17 protein-coding genes are annotated in these 17318 nt (G+C 72.1%); 8 read left to right on the top strand and 9 right to left on the bottom strand.

What is annotated here, in order from left to right; all coding sequences use genetic code 11:
- Positions 1–283 precede the first annotated feature (283 nt).
- The gene (locus ABZ707_RS10360; protein ID WP_360170903.1) at positions 284–781 is read right to left on the bottom strand and encodes a hypothetical protein; all 498 of its coding nucleotides are present in this window, start codon (positions 779–781) and stop codon (positions 284–286) included.
- 152 nt (positions 782–933) lie between these two features.
- Between ABZ707_RS10360 and ABZ707_RS10355 the strand changes: the two genes are divergently transcribed.
- Positions 934–1191 carry a hypothetical protein gene (locus tag ABZ707_RS10355; protein WP_360170900.1) on the top strand — a complete coding sequence of 86 codons (258 nt, stop codon included), beginning with the start codon at positions 934–936 and terminating at the stop codon, positions 1189–1191.
- A gap of 90 nt (positions 1192–1281) precedes the next feature.
- On the opposite strand, the gene ABZ707_RS10350 is transcribed toward ABZ707_RS10355, so the two are convergent.
- Complete coding sequence (locus tag ABZ707_RS10350) at positions 1282–2136, bottom strand: hypothetical protein (RefSeq protein ID WP_360170897.1); 855 nt, start codon at positions 2134–2136, stop codon at positions 1282–1284.
- A 274-nt stretch (positions 2137–2410) separates the two neighbouring features.
- On the opposite strand from ABZ707_RS10350, the gene ABZ707_RS10345 reads away from it, so the two are divergent.
- Positions 2411–3826, top strand: coding sequence for a M1 family metallopeptidase (locus ABZ707_RS10345; protein WP_360170894.1), 1416 nt, complete (start codon positions 2411–2413; stop codon positions 3824–3826).
- A 115-nt stretch (positions 3827–3941) separates the two neighbouring features.
- Here ABZ707_RS10345 and ABZ707_RS10340 read toward each other — a convergent pair whose 3' ends face one another.
- Complete coding sequence (locus ABZ707_RS10340) at positions 3942–4517, bottom strand: TerD family protein (RefSeq protein ID WP_360170891.1); 576 nt, start codon at positions 4515–4517, stop codon at positions 3942–3944.
- Between the two features lie 176 nt (positions 4518–4693).
- Between ABZ707_RS10340 and arfB the strand changes: the two genes are divergently transcribed.
- Positions 4694–5125: an alternative ribosome rescue aminoacyl-tRNA hydrolase ArfB gene (gene arfB / locus ABZ707_RS10335; protein WP_360170888.1), complete on the top strand. Its 432-nt coding sequence runs from the start codon at positions 4694–4696 to the stop codon at positions 5123–5125.
- A 41-nt stretch (positions 5126–5166) separates the two neighbouring features.
- On the opposite strand, the gene ABZ707_RS10330 is transcribed toward arfB, so the two are convergent.
- Entirely contained in the window at positions 5167–5736 is a 570-nt protein-coding gene (locus ABZ707_RS10330; RefSeq protein ID WP_360170885.1) for a flavin reductase family protein, read from the bottom strand.
- A gap of 347 nt (positions 5737–6083) precedes the next feature.
- On the opposite strand from ABZ707_RS10330, the gene cdgB reads away from it, so the two are divergent.
- Positions 6084–7796, top strand: a complete 1713-nt coding sequence (gene cdgB / locus ABZ707_RS10325) for a diguanylate cyclase CdgB (protein ID WP_360170882.1) — start codon at positions 6084–6086, stop codon at positions 7794–7796.
- A gap of 197 nt (positions 7797–7993) precedes the next feature.
- Positions 7994–8986: a CBM35 domain-containing protein gene (locus tag ABZ707_RS10320; RefSeq protein WP_360170879.1), complete on the top strand. Its 993-nt coding sequence runs from the start codon at positions 7994–7996 to the stop codon at positions 8984–8986.
- Here the strand turns inward: ABZ707_RS10320 and ABZ707_RS10315 are convergent, their stop codons facing one another.
- The 4 genes from ABZ707_RS10315 to ABZ707_RS10300 form a co-directional block, all read right to left on the bottom strand.
- Positions 8987–9859 (bottom strand): class II fructose-bisphosphate aldolase, encoded by an 873-nt coding sequence (locus ABZ707_RS10315; protein WP_360170876.1) that lies wholly within the window; start codon positions 9857–9859, stop codon positions 8987–8989.
- A gap of 54 nt (positions 9860–9913) precedes the next feature.
- Entirely contained in the window at positions 9914–10864 is a 951-nt protein-coding gene (locus ABZ707_RS10310; protein ID WP_360170873.1) for a 1-phosphofructokinase family hexose kinase, read from the bottom strand.
- A 125-nt stretch (positions 10865–10989) separates the two neighbouring features.
- Positions 10990–12144, bottom strand: coding sequence for an N-acetylglucosamine-6-phosphate deacetylase (gene nagA, locus ABZ707_RS10305; protein WP_360170870.1), 1155 nt, complete (start codon positions 12142–12144; stop codon positions 10990–10992).
- On the bottom strand, positions 12144–13076 hold the full coding sequence (locus ABZ707_RS10300) for an ROK family protein (protein ID WP_360170867.1): 933 nt from the start codon (positions 13074–13076) through the stop codon (positions 12144–12146). Before ABZ707_RS10300 ends, nagA begins: the two co-directional genes overlap by 1 nt.
- 290 nt (positions 13077–13366) lie before the next feature.
- On the opposite strand from ABZ707_RS10300, the gene ABZ707_RS10295 reads away from it, so the two are divergent.
- The 3 genes from ABZ707_RS10295 (at position 13367) to otsB (ending at position 15823) form a co-directional block, all read left to right on the top strand.
- On the top strand, positions 13367–14587 hold the full coding sequence (locus ABZ707_RS10295; RefSeq protein WP_360171354.1) for an extracellular solute-binding protein: 1221 nt from the start codon (positions 13367–13369) through the stop codon (positions 14585–14587).
- 12 nt (positions 14588–14599) lie between these two features.
- The gene (locus ABZ707_RS10290; protein WP_360170864.1) at positions 14600–14884 is read left to right on the top strand and encodes a DUF3263 domain-containing protein; all 285 of its coding nucleotides are present in this window, start codon (positions 14600–14602) and stop codon (positions 14882–14884) included.
- Between the two features lie 90 nt (positions 14885–14974).
- Complete coding sequence (otsB, locus tag ABZ707_RS10285) at positions 14975–15823, top strand: trehalose-phosphatase (protein ID WP_360170861.1); 849 nt, start codon at positions 14975–14977, stop codon at positions 15821–15823.
- A 40-nt stretch (positions 15824–15863) separates the two neighbouring features.
- Here otsB and ABZ707_RS10280 read toward each other — a convergent pair whose 3' ends face one another.
- Positions 15864–17276, bottom strand: coding sequence for a trehalose-6-phosphate synthase (locus ABZ707_RS10280; protein WP_360170858.1), 1413 nt, complete (start codon positions 17274–17276; stop codon positions 15864–15866).
- Positions 17277–17318 lie beyond the last annotated feature (42 nt).

The raw sequence follows: 17318 nt of genomic DNA, 5'->3' as shown, positions 1-17318 counted from the left end.
GATGGGTCGGGGTCTTCGTGTGCTCCGGAGACACGGCCTTGAGTGGGGGGAGGAGGCGGTCGCCCGCTTCCCGGCGGTGCTCCGGCACATGCTCGTGTGCCCGACGCCGAAGGATGTACGCCTGCCGGGCCGGGATTCACTGGGTGGGCTCTGTGACCACCGTGTGAGGAAATGACGTGGGCGGTACACCCGCTGCGGTGCGCGAAGAGCCCGGGCGCGGCCCGAGCCGCCCGGACGCGCGCCGGAAGCCCCGGGTGCGGCAGGATTCGGTGCGGGAAAAGCCTCAGACGCGCGCGAAGCGGGACTGGAGATCCCAGACGATCGGGTTGTCGGCCAGGCCCTCGTGCATATCGGCGAGGTCCGCGATCAGGTCGTGCAGGAAGTCACGCGCCTCGCGGCGCAGCAGCCGGTGGCTGAAGGTCAGCGGAGGCTCGTCGCCGGGCATCCAGTCGGCTTCCACATCGACCCAGCCGAAGCGCCGCTGGAAGAGCATGCGGTCCGCCGATTCCGTGAAGTCCAGCTCGGCGTGCTGGGGTTTGGACGAGCGGCTGCCGCGCGGGTCGCGGTCGAGCTGCTCGACGATGTCGCACAGGGCCCAGGCGAAGTCGAGCACCGGCACCCATCCCCAGGCTGTGGACACCTCACGGTCCGCGTGGGTGTCGGCGAGATAGACGTCCCCGCAGAAGAGGTCGTGCCGCAGCGCCCGGACGTCCGCGAGGCGGTAGTCCGTCTGTGGCGGATCGGGGAAGCGGCGGGAGAGTGAGTAGCCGATGTCGAGCACGGGCCGATCGTGTCATGGCCCCGCGGCGGCCCGGCAGCCGGACGGCCGTACCTCTCCGGAGCCCGTGTCCCGCGGCGGCGGTACGGGCCGCGGGCGGCCGGACCGGTCCGCGGCCGCGTGTCCTCACGGGGCGACCGCGCGTTGTAACGACCATGAACGTGCGTCGATTTCTCACCACCGCGGCAGCGGGCTCCGCGCTCCTGGCCGCCGTCGCTCCCTGCGCCCACGCGTCCGACCTCGGCGGGACCCTCAGCGGCGCGGCGAAGACCGCGACCGTCGCCGGTGAAAAGGCCAGGCCGGTGGCCGAAGGCGTCATCGGGAACAAGGTGGGCAAAAAGGTGGGTGCCGTGAAGGGCGCGGTGAAGGCCGGGTCCGACGCGGTCAAGGCCGGCAACGACCTCGTCGGCTGAACTCGTATCCGCGCGGGCGGGCGGGGGCATCCGGTCCCCCGCCCGCCGCGCGCTGTCACCCGGTGTCCGCCGCCGTGGCGGAGCGGGCCGTCACTTCTGGTGGGCGACGGTGGCGTTCCAGGTGGCCTTCCAGTTGCCGTCGCCGAACCTGAGCGCGGCGGTGCACTTGCCGGTGTCGCCGTCGCAGGTCACACCGGTGACGGGGACGGGAGCCGCGGCCCTGAGGCCCGGGGTGGCGGTACCGGTCGGCGTGGTGCTGGTCGTGGCCGGGGTGGTCGGCGTCGTGTTGGTCGTGCTCGTCGTGCTCGTCGTGCTCGTCGGTGTCTTGCCGGTGGTGGTGGTTGTGCCGGTGGTGGCCGTGCCGGTCGTCTGGTGGGCGACCGCCACCGCCCAGGTGGCCTTCCAGTTGCCGTCGCCGAACTTGAGCGCGGCGGTGCACTTGTAGGTGTTGCCGTCGCAGGTCACGACGGTGGCGGGAACGGGCGCCAGGGCTCTGAAGCCCAGCGTCGCCGAGTTGGCCGTGCCCGGACCGCTGGTGGCCGTCATGGTCGGAATCCGGCCCGCCATGCCGGGCATGCCGGCCATGCCGGGCATGCCCGCGATGTTGGCTGGGCTGGCCGTGCTGGGGGTGCTGGTCGGCGTCCGGCCGGTGCTGGTCGTGCCGGTCGTGTTGGTGCTGGTCGGCGTCCGGCCGGTGTTGGTGGTGGTCGTGTTGGTGGCGGCCGGGCTGGTCGCCTGGTGGGTGACCGCCACTGTCCAGGTGGCCTTCCAGTTGCCGTCGCCGAACTTCAGCGCGGCGGTGCACTTGTAGGTATCGCCGTCACAGGTCAAACCGCTCACCGGGACGGGAGCGGCCATCGGGAGCGGTGCGGCCACCGACGGGGTGGCCATGCCGATACCGAGGGCCGCTACGGCGGTGAGCGTTCCAGCGACGGTGCGCAGCATGGTGTTGTCCTTCCGTCTGGGCGCGGGAGGCGCCCGTTCAGAGGAAGGTGTCCCTACGCGGGGTGCGTCACCAACCGTGATCAGTCGCGCGTTCACCGCAATGAGGTAAAACCCCCCCACCGGCTGCCGACTGTGGCGCCCGCACTCCCCGTCCCGGGCCGCCGCCCCCGGGCCGCGACCGCCTCCGAACGCCCGTCCGCACCGGCCGGGCGGCCACCCGGCGGCGCCGCGCCGTGGAGCCGCGCCGGAGCGCTCCGCGGCCTACGATCACCGCGTGGACCAGCGCACCCCCGTAGCACTCGCTCTTGCCCTGCTCGTCCTCACCGGCTGCGCCCACGACGGCAAGCCCGGTGCCGCGGGCCTGCGCGACCCCTACTTCCCACGGCTCGGGAACGGCGGCTACGACGTCCGGCACTATGGCCTGACCCTCGACTACGCCCCGGCCAGCGGCCGGCTCCGGGGCATCGCCGAGATCACCGCCCGTGCCACCCAGGACCTCAGCGCCTTCAATCTCGACTTCGCCGGCATGACGGTCGACTCCGCGACCGTGGAGGGCGACAAGGCCGCCGTGCACCGGTCCGGTACGGAGCTGACGCTGCGCCCCCGCGACGGCATCGACCGCGGTGACACCTTCCGTACGGTCGTCCGTTACTCCGGGACGCCCGAGAAGATCACCGATCCGGACACCTCGGAGGAGGGCTGGCTCAGATCCGGCTCCCGGGCGGTCGCGCTGGGCGAGCCGACCGGCTCCATGGCGTGGTTCCCGGGCAATCACCATCCGAGCGACAAGGCGTCGTACGACATCCGGATCACCGTCCCGCGCGGCCTCAAGGCCATCTCCAACGGTGAGCTGACGGACGAGCGCCCGGAGGGCGGCCGGACCGCCTTCACCTGGCACTCGGCCGAGCCGATGGCGAGCTATCTGGCCACGGTCGCCATCGGCCCGTACCGGACCGTCTCGACCAGTGCGGCAGAACCGGGCAACGGGCCCGGGACGCCGAAGGACGCCGGGAAGCGGCCCAGGAAAATCTCGGTGCCGGTCTTCACGGCGGTCGATCCGACCGTCGCCGAGGAGAGCGCGGATCTGGTCGCGGCGGTACCGGGGATCATCGAGTGGGCGGAACGGACTCTGGGCCCGTATCCCTTCTCCTCCACCGGTGTGATCATCGGCCGGCCGCGTGACTCCGGATATGCCCTGGAGACCCAGAACAGGCCCTTCCTCCCCGGACCGACCGGCGTGGGGACGCTGGTGCACGAGCTGGCCCACCAGTGGTTCGGCAACTCGGTGTCGCCCAAGTCCTGGCACGACATGTGGCTCAACGAGGGGTTCGCGGAGTACACGGAGTGGCTCTGGGAGGAGGACACCAAGGACGTACCGGTGCGGCAGAGCTTCGACGAGGCGTATGACGACGACGACAACTGGGTCTTCCCGCCGGCCGACCCGCCCACCCCCGCGGACATCTCCCGGCCGCCGGTGTACGGCGGCGGCGCCATGGTCCTCCACCGGGTGCGGGAGACGGTGGGCGACAAGGCGTTCTTCCGTATCCTGCGGGGCTGGCTGCGGACGCGCCGTCATGACAACGCCTCCACCGAGGACTTCACGGCCTACGCGGAGCGGGAGTCCGGACGGGACCTCCGGGAGGTGTGGGAGCCATGGCTGTACGGCCACGGCAGGCCCGCCCGCGGCTGAGGACGTCACACGCCCCCGTCACGCCCGTCAGCCCCGTCACCGGCGTGTCCGGCGGGAACGCGAACGGGCGGGCCCCGGCCGAGGCCGGAACCCACCCGTGGTCACCGCGTACGGGTCAGAGGTTGACGCCGAAGTCGGTGGCGATGCCCACCAGGCCGGAGGCGTAACCCTGGCCGACCGCGCGGAACTTCCAGTCCGCGCCGTTGCGGTACAGCTCACCGAAGACCATGGCGGTCTCGGTGGCGGCGTCCTCGCTCAGGTCGTAGCGGGCGATCTCGGCGCCGCCGGCCTGGTTGACGATGCGGATGTACGCGTTCCGCACCTGGCCGAAGTTCTGGCTGCGGGTCTCGGCGTCGTAGATGGAGACCGGGAAGACGATCTTCTCGACGTCGGCCGGCAGACCCGCCAGGTTGACGTTGATCGCCTCGTCGTCGCCCTCGCCCGCGCCGGTGCGGTTGTCACCGGTGTGGACGATCGTCTGGTCCGGCGTCGACTTGTTGTTGAAGAAGACGAAGTGGCTGTCGGAGACGACCTTGCCGCCCGGGTTCACCGCGATGGCGGAGGCGTCGAGGTCGAAATCGGTGCCGGTGGTGGTGCGGACGTCCCAGCCGAGGCCCACCGTGACGGCGGTCAGGCCGGGTGCCTCCTTGGTGAGCGAGACGTTGCCGCCCTTGGACAGGCTTACAGCCATGGGATGTCCCTTTCGTTGTCGTCTGCGGGCTTCGAGCACTCCCGAAGTTACCGTCACCCCGCTTAACGCAGACAGAGGACCCGGAGGTTCCTTTCGCTTTACTTTCTTTACCCGAGGGGGCGGCAGGCGGGGAAAAGAGGGTGACGCGGACGCCGGGGACACGGGACCATGGAGGTATGTCCGGGCCCCCGTATGTCATCCGCGGTTCGGTCTCCCTGCCGGAGGCCGAGCTCATGTGGCGTTTCTCGCGTTCGTCCGGGCCCGGCGGACAGCACGTCAACACCAGCGACTCGCAGGTGGAGCTGCGGTTCGATCTCGCCGCAACGGCGGCGCTCCCGCCGGTGTGGAAGGAGCGGGCGCTGGAGCGGCTCGCGAACCGACTGGTGGGCGGCGTGATCACCGTACGCGCGTCGGAGCACCGCTCCCAGTGGCGCAACCGCGAGACGGCGGCGGTCCGGCTGGTGTCGCTGCTCGCCGAGGCGACGGCGCCGCCGCCGAGGGCGCGCCGCAAGACGAAGATCCCGCGCGGTATCAACGAGCGCAGGCTGCGGGAGAAGAAGCAGCGCGCGCAGACCAAGCGCGGGCGCACCGGCCGCGACTGGTCCTGACCCCCCGTCATCGGAGGGCCGCCCGCCGGGGCCGGGCCGGGTCAGCCCTGGCTGAGGTGGCGGTAGCGGCCCTTGAAGTACGTCAGCGGTCCGCCCTCCGCGCTCGGCAGGTCCGCCGCCAGGACACGGCCGATGACCAGCGTGTGGTCGCCCGCCTCGACCCGCTGTTCCGTACGGCACTCCAGCGCCGCCAGCGCCCCGCCGACCAGGGGCGCTCCGCTCAACTCCCCGCGCCGGTAGGGGATGTCCTCGAAGAGCAGCCGGTCGCTGATCCGGCCCTTCATCGAGAACCGGCCCGCGATGTGGCGCTGGCTCTCGGTGAGCAACGAGGCCGCCCACAGCGGCTGTTCGGCGAGCAGGTCGTCCATCCGGGAGCCGTTGCGGACGCTGAGCAGCACCAGCGGCGGGTCCAGGGAGACGGACATGAAGGCGGTCGCCGTCATCCCGGCGTCCTCGCCGCGGGGGCTGCCCGGACTCAGGGCGGGTTCGTGCGCCGTCACCAGCACCACACCCGCGGCCAGCCGGGACAGGGCGGCGCGGAACTCGTCGTTGCTCACCCCCTCAGGATGGGGGATGGCCTCGGCCTGGGGAGCGGGGGTCGTCTGGGGCACGGGGGAGACGCTAGTCTCGGCTCTCCCCCGGCCGCATCGGGCCAGGGGACCAGCCTGGTCCTAGGACCAGCGCCGCAGTCGGTGCCCGGTGGGCGGCGGGACGATCCCCCGCGACCGGGCGGGCGGCTGGTGGACGGCCGGAATTTGCGTTCAGGAAATCCGTGGACCGGTTCCGGCGGGCGCGCCGCATCATTCATCGGGTGATGTGACTTGACTCACAGAGCGCAGTATTTGTTGACCCTGTGTACCGGCCGCACAGCTCGCTGTGATTCAGTGGCGAGGACAGTGCGATACGAGAGCCGATGAGATTCCTGGAGTTGCTGTCGAGGTCTCGGGGAGAGCGAGTAATGGAGACCGAGTCGGAGCCGTATGTCCGCCTTGCGACCCTGCGGCAACTGCATCAGGCCGTCGCCGAACTCAACAAGGCCCGGAGCCTGGCAGACACCCTGCAGACCGTCGCCGACGGCATCGTGGACGGGCTCGGCTACCAGCTCGCGTGCGTCAATGTCGTCCAGGCCGACGGTGACCTCGTCGTCGCCGCCTTCGCCGGCAGCGCCGCCGCGGAAGCCCTGATCACCGGCCGGGTCGGGTCCCGCGGTTCCTGGGAGCGGCGGCTGGCGATGGGGGAGAGCTGGGGTTCGCTGCGGTTCATACCGCACACCGAGGGCTGGGTCCTGCTGGAGGACGACGTTCCGCAGTGGTACACCGAGGGCCCCGAGCCCCGGTTCGAGGACGAATGGCACCCCCAGGACCGTCTCTACGCCCCGATGTACGCGTCGGGGGGCGGGAACGAACTCCTCGGGGTGATCTCGGTCGACCGGCCGCGCGGCGGGCGCCGTCCGGGCCCCTGGGGCCAGGAGGCCCTCCAGATGTACGCGTCCCAGGCGGCCATTGCGATCAGCAACGCTCGTCTGCGAGCAAACATGCAGCGCGCCCTCGTCCGGCTGGAGCGCGAACAGCAGGCGCTGCGGGCCAGCGAGGAATCCTTCCGGCAGGCGTTCGAGTACGCGCCGAGCGGTATGGCCGTCGCCGAGATGGGCGGTGACCAGCACGGCCGGCTGCTGCGGACCAATGACGCGCTCTGCCGGCTGCTGGGCCGCCCGGCCTCCGCGATGCGCCGGCTCTCGTTCTCCGATCTGGTCCATCCCGAGGACATCGGGACCCTGCTCCGCACCTCCGCCGAGGGCGGCCGCGCCGAGCTGCGGCTGGCCCGCCGGGACGGTTCGTACGTCTGGGTCTCGCTGCGCAACTCCGTCGTCGCGGACACGGCGGACGGCCCGCGTTTCCTGCTCACCCATGTCGAGGACATAGAGGAGCGCAAGAGCCGCGAGCTCCAGCTCGCCCACCGCGCCTCGCACGACTCGCTCACCGGCCTGCCGAACAGCGCGGAACTGCGTGCCCGCCTCAGCGCCCGGCTCTGCTCGCGCCCGCACGCTCCGAGGGAGACCGCGGTCGAGGCCCTGGACGCGGCGTACGGCGGATACGAGGGCACCGTCCTGTACGAGCCCGGATACGACGCCTACGACGCCTACGACGGCTATGACGGATACGACGGCTACGAAGAGCGGGTCGCGCGCGGCGGCTTCGGCCCCGACGGCGGCCCCTTCGACCACCATGTGCACATGGTCGCGCCCCGCGAGGACGGGGAGGGCGACGACGGCGGCAAGGGCCTCGCGGTCCTCTTCTGCGACCTTGACGGTTTCAAGTCGATCAATGACCGCTTCGGCCACAACACCGGTGACGCCGTACTGATCGAGGTCGCGCATCGGTTGACCACCGGCGTACGGGACGGGGACACCGTCGCCCGGCTCGGCGGTGACGAATTCGTCGTCCTCGCCGACGGCCTGGGCGCGGCGGACGCCGCCGACCTCGCCGTCCGGCTGCGGAACGCGATCATTCCGCCGATCCGGGTCGACGGCCGGGCCGTGCGGGTCGGCGCGAGTTTCGGGATCGGCTGGGCGAGCTGCGGCATGTCGGTGGAGGAGGTACTGCAATCCGCTGACCAGCGCATGTACATCGAAAAGCGCTCGCGCAGCAAGGTCCACCGCCGGGCGGGTTGACGGGTGTCCGGGCGGTTTTCGTGGATCGGCCCGCACCTGTCGTGTTCGGGACACGGCTGGGACACGGGCGCGACACGTTGTTCACCAAGGGGCCGCACAGTGGGCTCCCATGGGTCAAGGCCCGTCCGGGGCCTTGCTCATTCGAGGTAGGCTCGGCCGGTCGGCGACGCTGGCGAGATGGTAAGGAGTGACCAGGGATGACGGCCGGGAACAACGGCGCTAGCACGCCCGAGGACGACGATCCGTTCGGCTATCTGTACGAGGACGGACAGGCGGCAGGCGCCGGTCAGCGACGCCAGGGCGGCTACGGCTACCCCGGCCCGGCCGGGCAGCCCGGTGTGCCCAGGACGTCGTACAACCAGGTCAGAACGGTCGGCGAGCGCCAGTACGGCCAGCAGCAGGTCCCGCCGCAGCAGCCGCCGTACGGTCAGCAGCAGTACGGCCAGCAGCAGTACGGCCAGGCTCCCTACGGTCAGCAGCCACCGGCGAACTACGCGACGCCCGAGACCCAGCCCGGCGGTGCCACCACCCGTCAGGTGCCCGCCCAGCGGGGCGGCGGACGCGGCAGCGGCCCCAACACCAAGGGCCTGCTGATCGGTGCCATCGCCGTGGTCGCCGTGGTGGTGATCGGAATCACGGTGGCGCTCTCCGGCGGCGGTGGCGACGAGCAGGGCGACGCGGCGCCGTCGGACGGCCCGACCGTCGGCCAGTCGGCGGCGCCCGGCGACCAGCAGGACGACACGGACCAGAAGCCGGAGAAGGAGGAGCGGCTGCCCAAGCAGGACGCGGCCACCCTCAAGCTCGGGCCGCCCGCCGTCCTCGCGACGGACATCAAGGGCGCCCAGGGCACCGGCGGGGCGTATGTGTCGGGGTTCAACGCCCCGGGTGCCTCGGTGACCTGGACCGCGGACATCGAGAAGGCGGGCCGGTACGCGCTGTCCGTGCGCTACGCCATCCCGGCCAAGGACGCCAACGCCACGCTGACCGTCAACGGCAAGGCGAACTCCTCTCCGCTCGGTCTGAAGAACTTCATCAGTTCCAATGACCCCAACTGGGAGAAGAACTGGCAGACCACCTGGGCGCCGGTCGATCTCCAGCAGGGCAAGAACACGATCAAGATCTCCTGCGAGGCGGGCAATCAGTGCGATGCCATCCTCGACTGGCTGGAGGTCACGCCTCCCAAGGCGTGATCATTCGCCGGAGCCGCTGATCACCCGCAGGAACCCCGCCACCGTCCCGGCCATCGCCTCGCGAGCCGGGACGAGGTATTTCCGCGGGTCCACCGTCGACGGACGCGCCGTCAGGAACTCCCGCACGGCTCCGGTGTAGGCCGAGTTGAGCGCCGTGCCGACATTGATCTTGACCATCCCGGCGGCGACCGCCCGGCGGATCTCGTCGTCGGGGACGCCGGAGGAGCCGTGCAGGACGAGCGGTACAGGGACGGTGTCCCGCAGGGCCCTGATCAGCGCGTGGTCGAGAGCGGCCGTGCGCCGGGTCATCGCGTGCGCGGAGCCCACCGCGACGGCCAGCGCGTCGACGCCGGTCTCGGCGACGAAGACGAGCGCCTCCGCCGGATCCGTCCGCACACCGGGAGCGTGGGCGCCGGGGGACGGTCCGTCCCCTCCCGCGCCGGCCTTGCCGCCCACCGCGCCCAGTTCGGCCTCGATCCAGACGCCGTGGTCGTGGCAGTGGCGTACGGCCGCCGCGGTGGCCTTCAGATTCTCCGCGTACGGCAGCTTCGAGGCGTCGAACATCACCGAGCTGAAGCCCGTTGCGGGCGCGGTCCGCAGCAGCTCCGCCGACTCGACATGGTCGAGGTGGAGCGAGAGCCGCGCGGAGGAGGCGCGGGCGACGGCCGCCGCGGCCGCGGCGACGGGACCGGGCTCGCCGCCGTGGAACCGCACCGCGTTCTCCGACACCTGGAGGACCGCGGGCGCGCCGGTCCGCTCGGCGCCGGCGGCGATGGCCTCCGCGTGCTCCAGGGTGATCACATTGAAGGCGGCGAGCCCGCGTCCCGCGGTCACCGCGGCCGAGACGAGTTCACCCGTGCTGACCAGTGGCATGCGTCCGTCCCCCAGGTTTCCGGCTGTACGGGTATCCGGCCGTACGGCCCGCGCTCATGCCGTCCGGCGCTCCGTCACCGCGACGCGCGGCAGCAGCTCTTCGTAGGACCGCGCGTCGAACTCGCCCGCGGCCGGGGCCAGGACCGTCGCCGTGGCCAGCGCGACCGCGCGGGTCAGCCGGGCCGGCCAGGCAAGCCCTTCGACAAGCCCGGAGAGCAGCCCGGCCACCGCGGAGTCGCCCGCGCCCGTGGGGTTGCCCCGCGCCGCGACGGGCGGGGCCGCCTGCCAGACGCCGTCCGGGGTGACGGCGAGGAGGCCGTCGGCGCCGAGCGAGGCGATGACGCAGTGGGCGCCGCGCCGGCGTGTGTCGAGCGCGGCGGGCAGCGGATCGCGGGCGCCGGTGAGCCCGGCGAGTTCGACGGCGTTCGGCTTGACCAGGTCGGGCCGGGCGGCGATGCCCCGGCGCAGCGGTTCGCCGCCGGTGTCGAGGAGCACGGGCACTCCGGCGCCGCGCGCCCGGCGGATCAGCTCGGCGTACGCGCCGACATGGATGCCGGGAGGCAGGCTGCCGCACAGGGCCACGGCGTCGGCGCCGGTGAGCAGCCGGTCGTAACCGGTGAGGAAGGCGGCCCATTCGGCGGTCGAGACGGTCGGGCCCGGTTCATTGAGCTGGGTGGTGGTGCCGGTCGTCCGGTCCACGACGGCGACCGTGCGCCGGGTGGCGCCCGCGATCGGGACGAGCGCGTCGACGGGGCCCGGGGACGCGGCGCCCGGTCCGCCGCCGGAACCGGCGAGCAGCTCTCGCAGTACGTCGCCGGTCCGGCCGCCCGCGAACCCGGTCACCACACTCTCGTGGCCCAGCGCGGACAGCACGCGTGCGACGTTCAGGCCCTTCCCGCCGGGCCGTTCGATGACCTCGCCGACGCGGTGCGTGGTGGCCGGGACCAGCGCGGGGACGCGGTAGGTGATGTCCAGCGCGGTGTTGAGCGTGACCGTCAGGATCATCCGTCACACCCCCGGAGGACGAGCTTGTTCGGCTGATTACGGGGGCGATCATGCCAAAAAGAAGGCGGTTGGCCCAGACCCCGGGCCGACCGCCTTCGCCGTACTCGTATGTTCTTGTGGTGAAATTACCCCAGGTGGGGCTCAACCACCCATTCGCCCTTGCGCAGTACGCCGGTGACCGAGAAGTCCGCGTCCAGGACGACCAGGTCCGCGTCCTTGCCCGGCTCCAGCGAGCCGACCCGGTCGTACAGGCCGAGCAGCTTCGCCGGGTTGGCGGAGACCGCCCGCACGATGTCCTCGACCGGCAGCCGGTCCACTGTCGCGGCGCGCCGGAAGGCGGTGTCCAGCGTCAGGGTGGAGCCGGCGATCGAGCCGCCCTCCACCAGCCGTGCGACGCCTTCCCTGACCTCGACGGCGAGCGGGCCGAGCTGGTACAGCCCGTCGCCGAAGCCCGCCGCGTCCATCGCGTCCGTGATGAAGGCGACCCGGCCCGCGCCCGCGCGGTGGAAGGCCAGCTCCAGCGCCGCCGGGTGCAGATGCGTGCCGTCGTTGATCAGCTCGACGGTGACCCGCTCGTCCTCCAGCAGCGCGGCGATCGGCCCCGGCGCCCGGTGGCCCAGCGGGGGCATCGCGTTGAAGAGGTGCGTGGCGACGGTCGCGCCCGCGTCGATGGCCTCGACGGTCTCCTCGTACGTGGCGTCGGTGTGCCCGATGGCGGCGATCACACCGTGTTCCACGAGCAGCCGTACGGAGTCGATGCCACCCGGCAGTTCGGTGGCGAGCGTCACCATCCTGGCCGTGCCGCGCGCCGCGTCGAGCAGCTTGCGCACCTCGGCCGGGTCCGGGTCGCGCAGCAGGGACTCGCTGTGCGCGCCCTTGCGGCACGGCGAGATGAACGGGCCCTCGAAGTGGATGCCCGCCAGATCGCCCTGCTCGACCAGTTCGGAGAGGATGCCCGCGCGCTGGGCGAGGAAGTCCATCTCGCCGGTGACGGCGGAGGCGACGAGCGTGGTGGTGCCGTGCTCGCGGTGCGTACGGACGCCCTTGAGGACCTCGTCCACCGAACCCGAGGTGAAGGAGGCACCGCCGCCGCCGTGGTTGTGCATGTCCACGAAGCCGGGGACCACCCAGTGCCCCGACAGATCCAGCGTGGCGGCGCCGGCCGGGACGGCGTCCGCGATCCGGCCGCCCTCGACGATCACCCGGCCGCCCTCCACGGTCCCGCTGGGCAGCACCACCCGGGCGCCGGCGAGAACGGTGCTTTCGGCGCGTACGGCCATCAGGCGGATACCTCCGTGGCGAGTAGGTCCCAGGCGAGCAGCCCCGCGCCCAGGCATCCGGCGGTGTCCCCGAGGGCCGCCGGGACGATCTCGGGCACCGTCTGGAACGTCACTCGCTCCTCGACCGCGGCCCGCAGGGGTGTGAACAAGGTTTCTCCCGCTTCGGCGAGACCGCCACCGATGATCAGCGTGCGGGGGTCCAGCAGGGTGAGGGCGGTGACCAGCCCGGCGGCGAGCGCGTCGACCGCGTCCCGCCACACCCGTACGGCCGCCGGGTCGCCGGCCCGTACGGCCTCCGCGCAGTCGGCGGCGTCCGCCTCCGGGTCGCCGCTCGCGGCCGCCCAGGCGCGGGTGACGGCCGCGGCGGAGGCGAGCGTCTCCAGGCAGCCGCGCTGCTCGCAGCCGCAGAGCGGGCCGTCGGGCCGGACCACGACATGGCCGATCTCGCCCGCCGAACCGTGCGCGCCCGCCTCGATGACCCCGTTGATGCCGATGGCGCCCGCGATCCCGGTGCCCAGCGCCACGAACAGGAACCGCTCGGCGCCCTTGCCCGCGCCCAGACGGCCCTCGGCGAGGCCACCGGTGCGCACGTCGTGTCCCAGCGCCACGGGTACACCGCCGAGCCGCTCACCGAGCAGGTCCCGCAGCGGCACGTCGCGCCAGCCCAGGTTGGCGGCGTAGACCGCTGTCCCGCGCTCCGCGTCGACGATGCCCGGTACGGCGACTCCGGCGGCGGCGGCGCTCTCGCCGTAGTGCTCGGTGCCGTACGCGCGCAGCTCGGCGGCGAAACCGAGGATGGTCTCGACGACCGCGTCGGGGCCCCGCTCTCTGCCGGTCGGCCGCCGCGCCTCGTGGAGCAGCGCGCCGTCCGACCCGACCAGGGCGGCTTTCATGCCGGTGCCGCCCACATCCAGGGCGATGACGTGTCTCACGGGACACAGTCTCGCGCGTCGACCATGGAAAGGTCTAGTCCACTGTTCGGGATTGTTGTGCGCCCATACAAACGCCCGCCCTCCGGTGAGCCGGTTTACGCCGGGGACAGACGTTGCCGAAGCGAAACCGACCCCGCGTGGACCGCAAACCTCCGGATGAGGGAAAATCGCTGTTTCACAACGGGGTTTCACGGGAAACGACGTGGGCCTTGCGGCAATGAAAGAACAAAGGCGGTAGCAGACCTGTGCAGCGCTATCTGGGAGTGACAGCGGCCTCGGCCGCGCTGGGCATGACGATGGCGCTCGCCGGTTGTGGCGGCTCGGCAGGCAGCGCGGACGTCACCCTCAGACTCGTGGCGGCCGATTACGGCAACGGCGCGGCCAACAGTTCCGAGAAATACTGGTCCGCGCTGGCCGGGGAGTTCGAGTCCAAGAACCCCGGTATCAAGATCGATGTCGATGTCCGCTCGTGGAAGACCGTCGACAGCGATGTGGCCGAGATGGTGCAGCGGAACAACGCGCCCGACATCGCGCAGATCGGTGCCTATGCCGACTACGCCAAGGCCGGCAAGCTCTACAGCGCCGACGAGACGCTTTCCATACCGACGCAGGCGAACTTTCTCTCGCAGCTCTCCGACGCGGGCAAGGTCAACCGGATCCAGTACGGACTGCCGTTCATCGCCTCGTCCCGGCTGCTCTTCTACAACCAGAAGCTCTTCGACCAGGCCGGGCTGAGCGCCCCGAAGGACTGGGACGACATCAGGAGCGACGCCGAGGCCCTCAAGCAGACAGGCGTGCCGACGCCGTTCGCGCTGCCGCTGGGCTCCGAGGAGTCCCAGGCCGAGAGCATGATGTGGCTGCTGAGCGGCGGGGGCGGCTACACCGACACCGCGGACGGCTCGTACAGCATCGACTCGGCCGAGAACGTCGCGACCTTCGAGTGGCTCAAGAAGAACCTCGTCGACCCGAAGCTCACCGGCCCGGTCGCCCCCGCGAAGCTGGACCGCGCCGACGCCTTCAAGGCGTTCACCGACGGCCGGGTCGGCATGCTCAACGGCCACCCGACGCTGCTGAAGGACGCCGAGAAGGCGGGCATCAAGGTCGGTACGGTGCGGCTGCCCAGCAGCGACGGCAAGCCCATGCCGACGATGGGCGTCGCCGACTGGATGATGGCCTTCAAGCAGAACAAGCACCGCGTGGAGATCGGCAAGTTCCTGGACTTCGTGTACGAGGACAAGAACGTCCTGGACTTCGTCGGCCAGTACGACCTGCTGCCCGTCACCTACAGCGCGGACGACGCGATGTCGGCGGACCCGAAGTACAAGGGCCTGGCCAAGTTCCTGGCGGCGCTGCCCAATTCGGAGCTGTACCCGTACGGCAAGAACACCTGGGCGAGCGTCAGCGAGAGCATCAAGAAGAACATCGGCGAGGCGGTCGAGCCCGGCGCCAGCCCCGCGAATGTCCTCGCGCGGATAGCCCGCGACGCGTCGTCGGCGGAGGCCGCCGAGTAGCGTGACGTCCCTATGACCGCACACCCGCCCGAGCCGGGAGAACCGGCCGAGGCCGACGACGTACGCGGTCCCGCGGAGCTGTCCGAGCGGGACCGCGCCGTCCTCGCCATGGAGCGGCGCGGCTGGCCGGGGCCGGGCGCCAAGGAGCGGGCGGTCAGGGAGCGGCTCGGGATCTCGCCGACCCGCTACTACCAGCTCCTGGGCGCGCTGCTGGACGATCCGCGTGCGCTGGCGCACGATCCGGTGACGGTGAACCGGCTGCGCCGGATCAGGGACGAGCGCAGGAAGCGCCGCTGAGAGCGGCCGTGCGCCCGTGTCCGGGGCCGCGCGCGCACGGGTTCCGCCGGCCGTGATTGTGACCCGGGATCCGCGGATAGGGTCGAGGACATGGGCAGCACTCCGTATCCCCTGCCGACTCCGGCCACCGCCGCCGGTGCCGACGGCCTGGCCGCGCTCCTCGCCCGGCCGGGCAAGGCCGTCGTCGCCCTCGACTTCGACGGCACCCTCGCCGAGATCGTCCCCGACCCCGAGCAGGCCCGCGCCCACCCGCGCGCCGCCGCGGCGCTGGCCGCCCTGGCGCCGCGGGTCGCGTCCGTCGCGGTGATCACCGGCCGCCCGGCCGGGGTCGCGGTCCGGTACGGCGGCTTCGCCGGGGTGCCGGGCCTGGAGCATCTCGTCGTCCTCGGCCACTACGGCGCGGAGCGCTGGGACGCCGTCACCGGCACCGTCCACGCGCCCGCCGCGAACCCCGGTGTGGAAGCGGTCCGCGCGGAACTCCCCGGCTTCCTCGACCGGTTCGGCGCCTGGCGCGGCACCTGGATCGAGGAGAAGGGCCAGGCGGTCGCGGTCCACACCCGCCGCGCCTCGGACCCGGAGGCCGCCTTCGACGCGCTGCGCGAGCCGCTCGCCGGACTGGCCGCCCGCCACGGCCTGATCCTCGAACCGGGCCGCATGGTCCTGGAACTGCGCCCGCCCGGGGTCGACAAGGGCGTGGCGCTGGCGAAGTACGTACGCGAGACGGGCGCGGAGACGGTCCTGTACGCGGGCGACGACCTGGGAGACCTTCCCGCGTACGCGGCCGTCGAGTCCCTGCGCGCGGATGGCCACCCGGGCCTGCTGGTGTGCAGCGGCACGGAAGTGCCCGAGCTGGCCGAGCGGGCCGACCTCCTGCTGCCGGGCCCGGCGGCGGTGGTGGACTTCCTCGCGGCCGTGGCGCGAGCGGCGGCCGACGCCTGATGCCGTGCGGCGGGCGCGGCCGGCCGCGCCCGCCCGGCCGTCAGGCCCGCAGCGCGTCGAGCTGGTCCAGGAACCACCGCTGCGGCGGCAGCGCGGTCGCCGCGGCGGCGAGCCGCTTGGTGCGCTCCGCCCGCTCGTGCGGCTCCATGGTGAGCGCCTCGTGCAGGGCCGAGGCGGTGGCCGTGATGTCGTACGGGTTCACCACCAGCGCGTCCTCGGCCAGCTCCTCGTACGCGCCCGCCTCCCGCGACAGCACCAGCGCACAGCCGTGTTCCGAGACGACCGGGATCTCCTTGGCGACCAGATTCATGCCGTCGCGGATCGGATTGACCAGGGCCACGTCCGCCAGCCGGTAGGCGGCCAGCGAACGGGCGAAGTCGTCCTTCACATGAAGGACGACCGGCAGCCAGCCCTCCGTGCCGAACTCGGCGTTGATCTCGTCCGCCAGCCGCCGCACCTCGGCGGTGTAGTCCCGGTAGACCGCCAGATCCTGCCGGGAGGGGTAGGCGAAGGCGACATGGACGACGCGTTCGCGCCATTCGGGCCGGTCGGCCAGCAGCCGGCGGTAGGAGAGCAGGCCGCGGACGATGTTTTTGGACAGCTCCGTGCGGTCCACCCGGACGATGGTCTTCCGGTCGGTGCCGCCGATCTGTGCCCGGAGGGACTCCATGCGCTCGTCCACGTCCGGGCGGTGCGCGCGCTCGCGCAGGAAGTCCGCGTCCGCGCCCAGGCCGTGCACGCCGATCCGGGTGTTCCCCGTGCCGCCCAGCAGCGCCGTGCAGCAGGCGGTGAAGGCGTCCGCCCAGCGGCGGGTCAGGAAGGCCGCGCGGTCCGCGCCCAGGATGCCGCGCAGGAGCTGGCGCGCGATGTCGTCGGGCAGCAGCCGGAAGTAGTCGGCCGGCGCCCACGGCGTGTGCGAGAAGTGCCCGATCCGCAGATCGGGCCGGAGCGCGCGCAGCATCCCCGGCACCAGCGCCAGGTGGTAGTCCTGCACCAGGACCGACGCGCCCTCGCCCGCCTCGTCGGCCAGCGCCTCGGCGAAGGCGCGGTTGTAGGTCTCGTACGAGGCCCACTGGGCGCGGAACTCCGGGCCGAAGGACGGCTCCAGCGGCGTCTGGTAGAGCAGATGGTGCACAAACCACAGCGTGGAGTTGGCGACGCCGTTGTACGCGTCCGCGTAGACCTCCGGCGCGATGTCGAGCATGCGGACGCGCTGCCCGCCCGTGTCGGCCGGATCCAGCCGGCCGCCCGTGCGGCGCACGGCCTCCCGGTCGCCGTCCCCGAGCGCCGCGCACACCCAGACCGCGTCCGTCTCGGGCCCGATGGCGGACAGACCGGACACCAGCCCGCCGCCGCCCCTCTTCGGCTCCAGCGCGCCGTCGTCGCGCAGCGTGTACGAAAGAGGGCCGCGATTGGACGCGACGAGGACCTGGGCGGCTTGCTGGGTGACCATGTGCCGAACCTAGCCCGTCCCGGAAACGCTCAAACGTACGGA

This window comes from Streptomyces sp. NPDC006923, assembly GCF_040635655.1.
Classification (GTDB): Bacteria; Actinomycetota; Actinomycetes; order Streptomycetales; family Streptomycetaceae; genus Streptomyces.
Note: the sequence above shows the minus strand (reverse complement) of the source record. Positions and strands in the feature narration are given on the sequence as shown.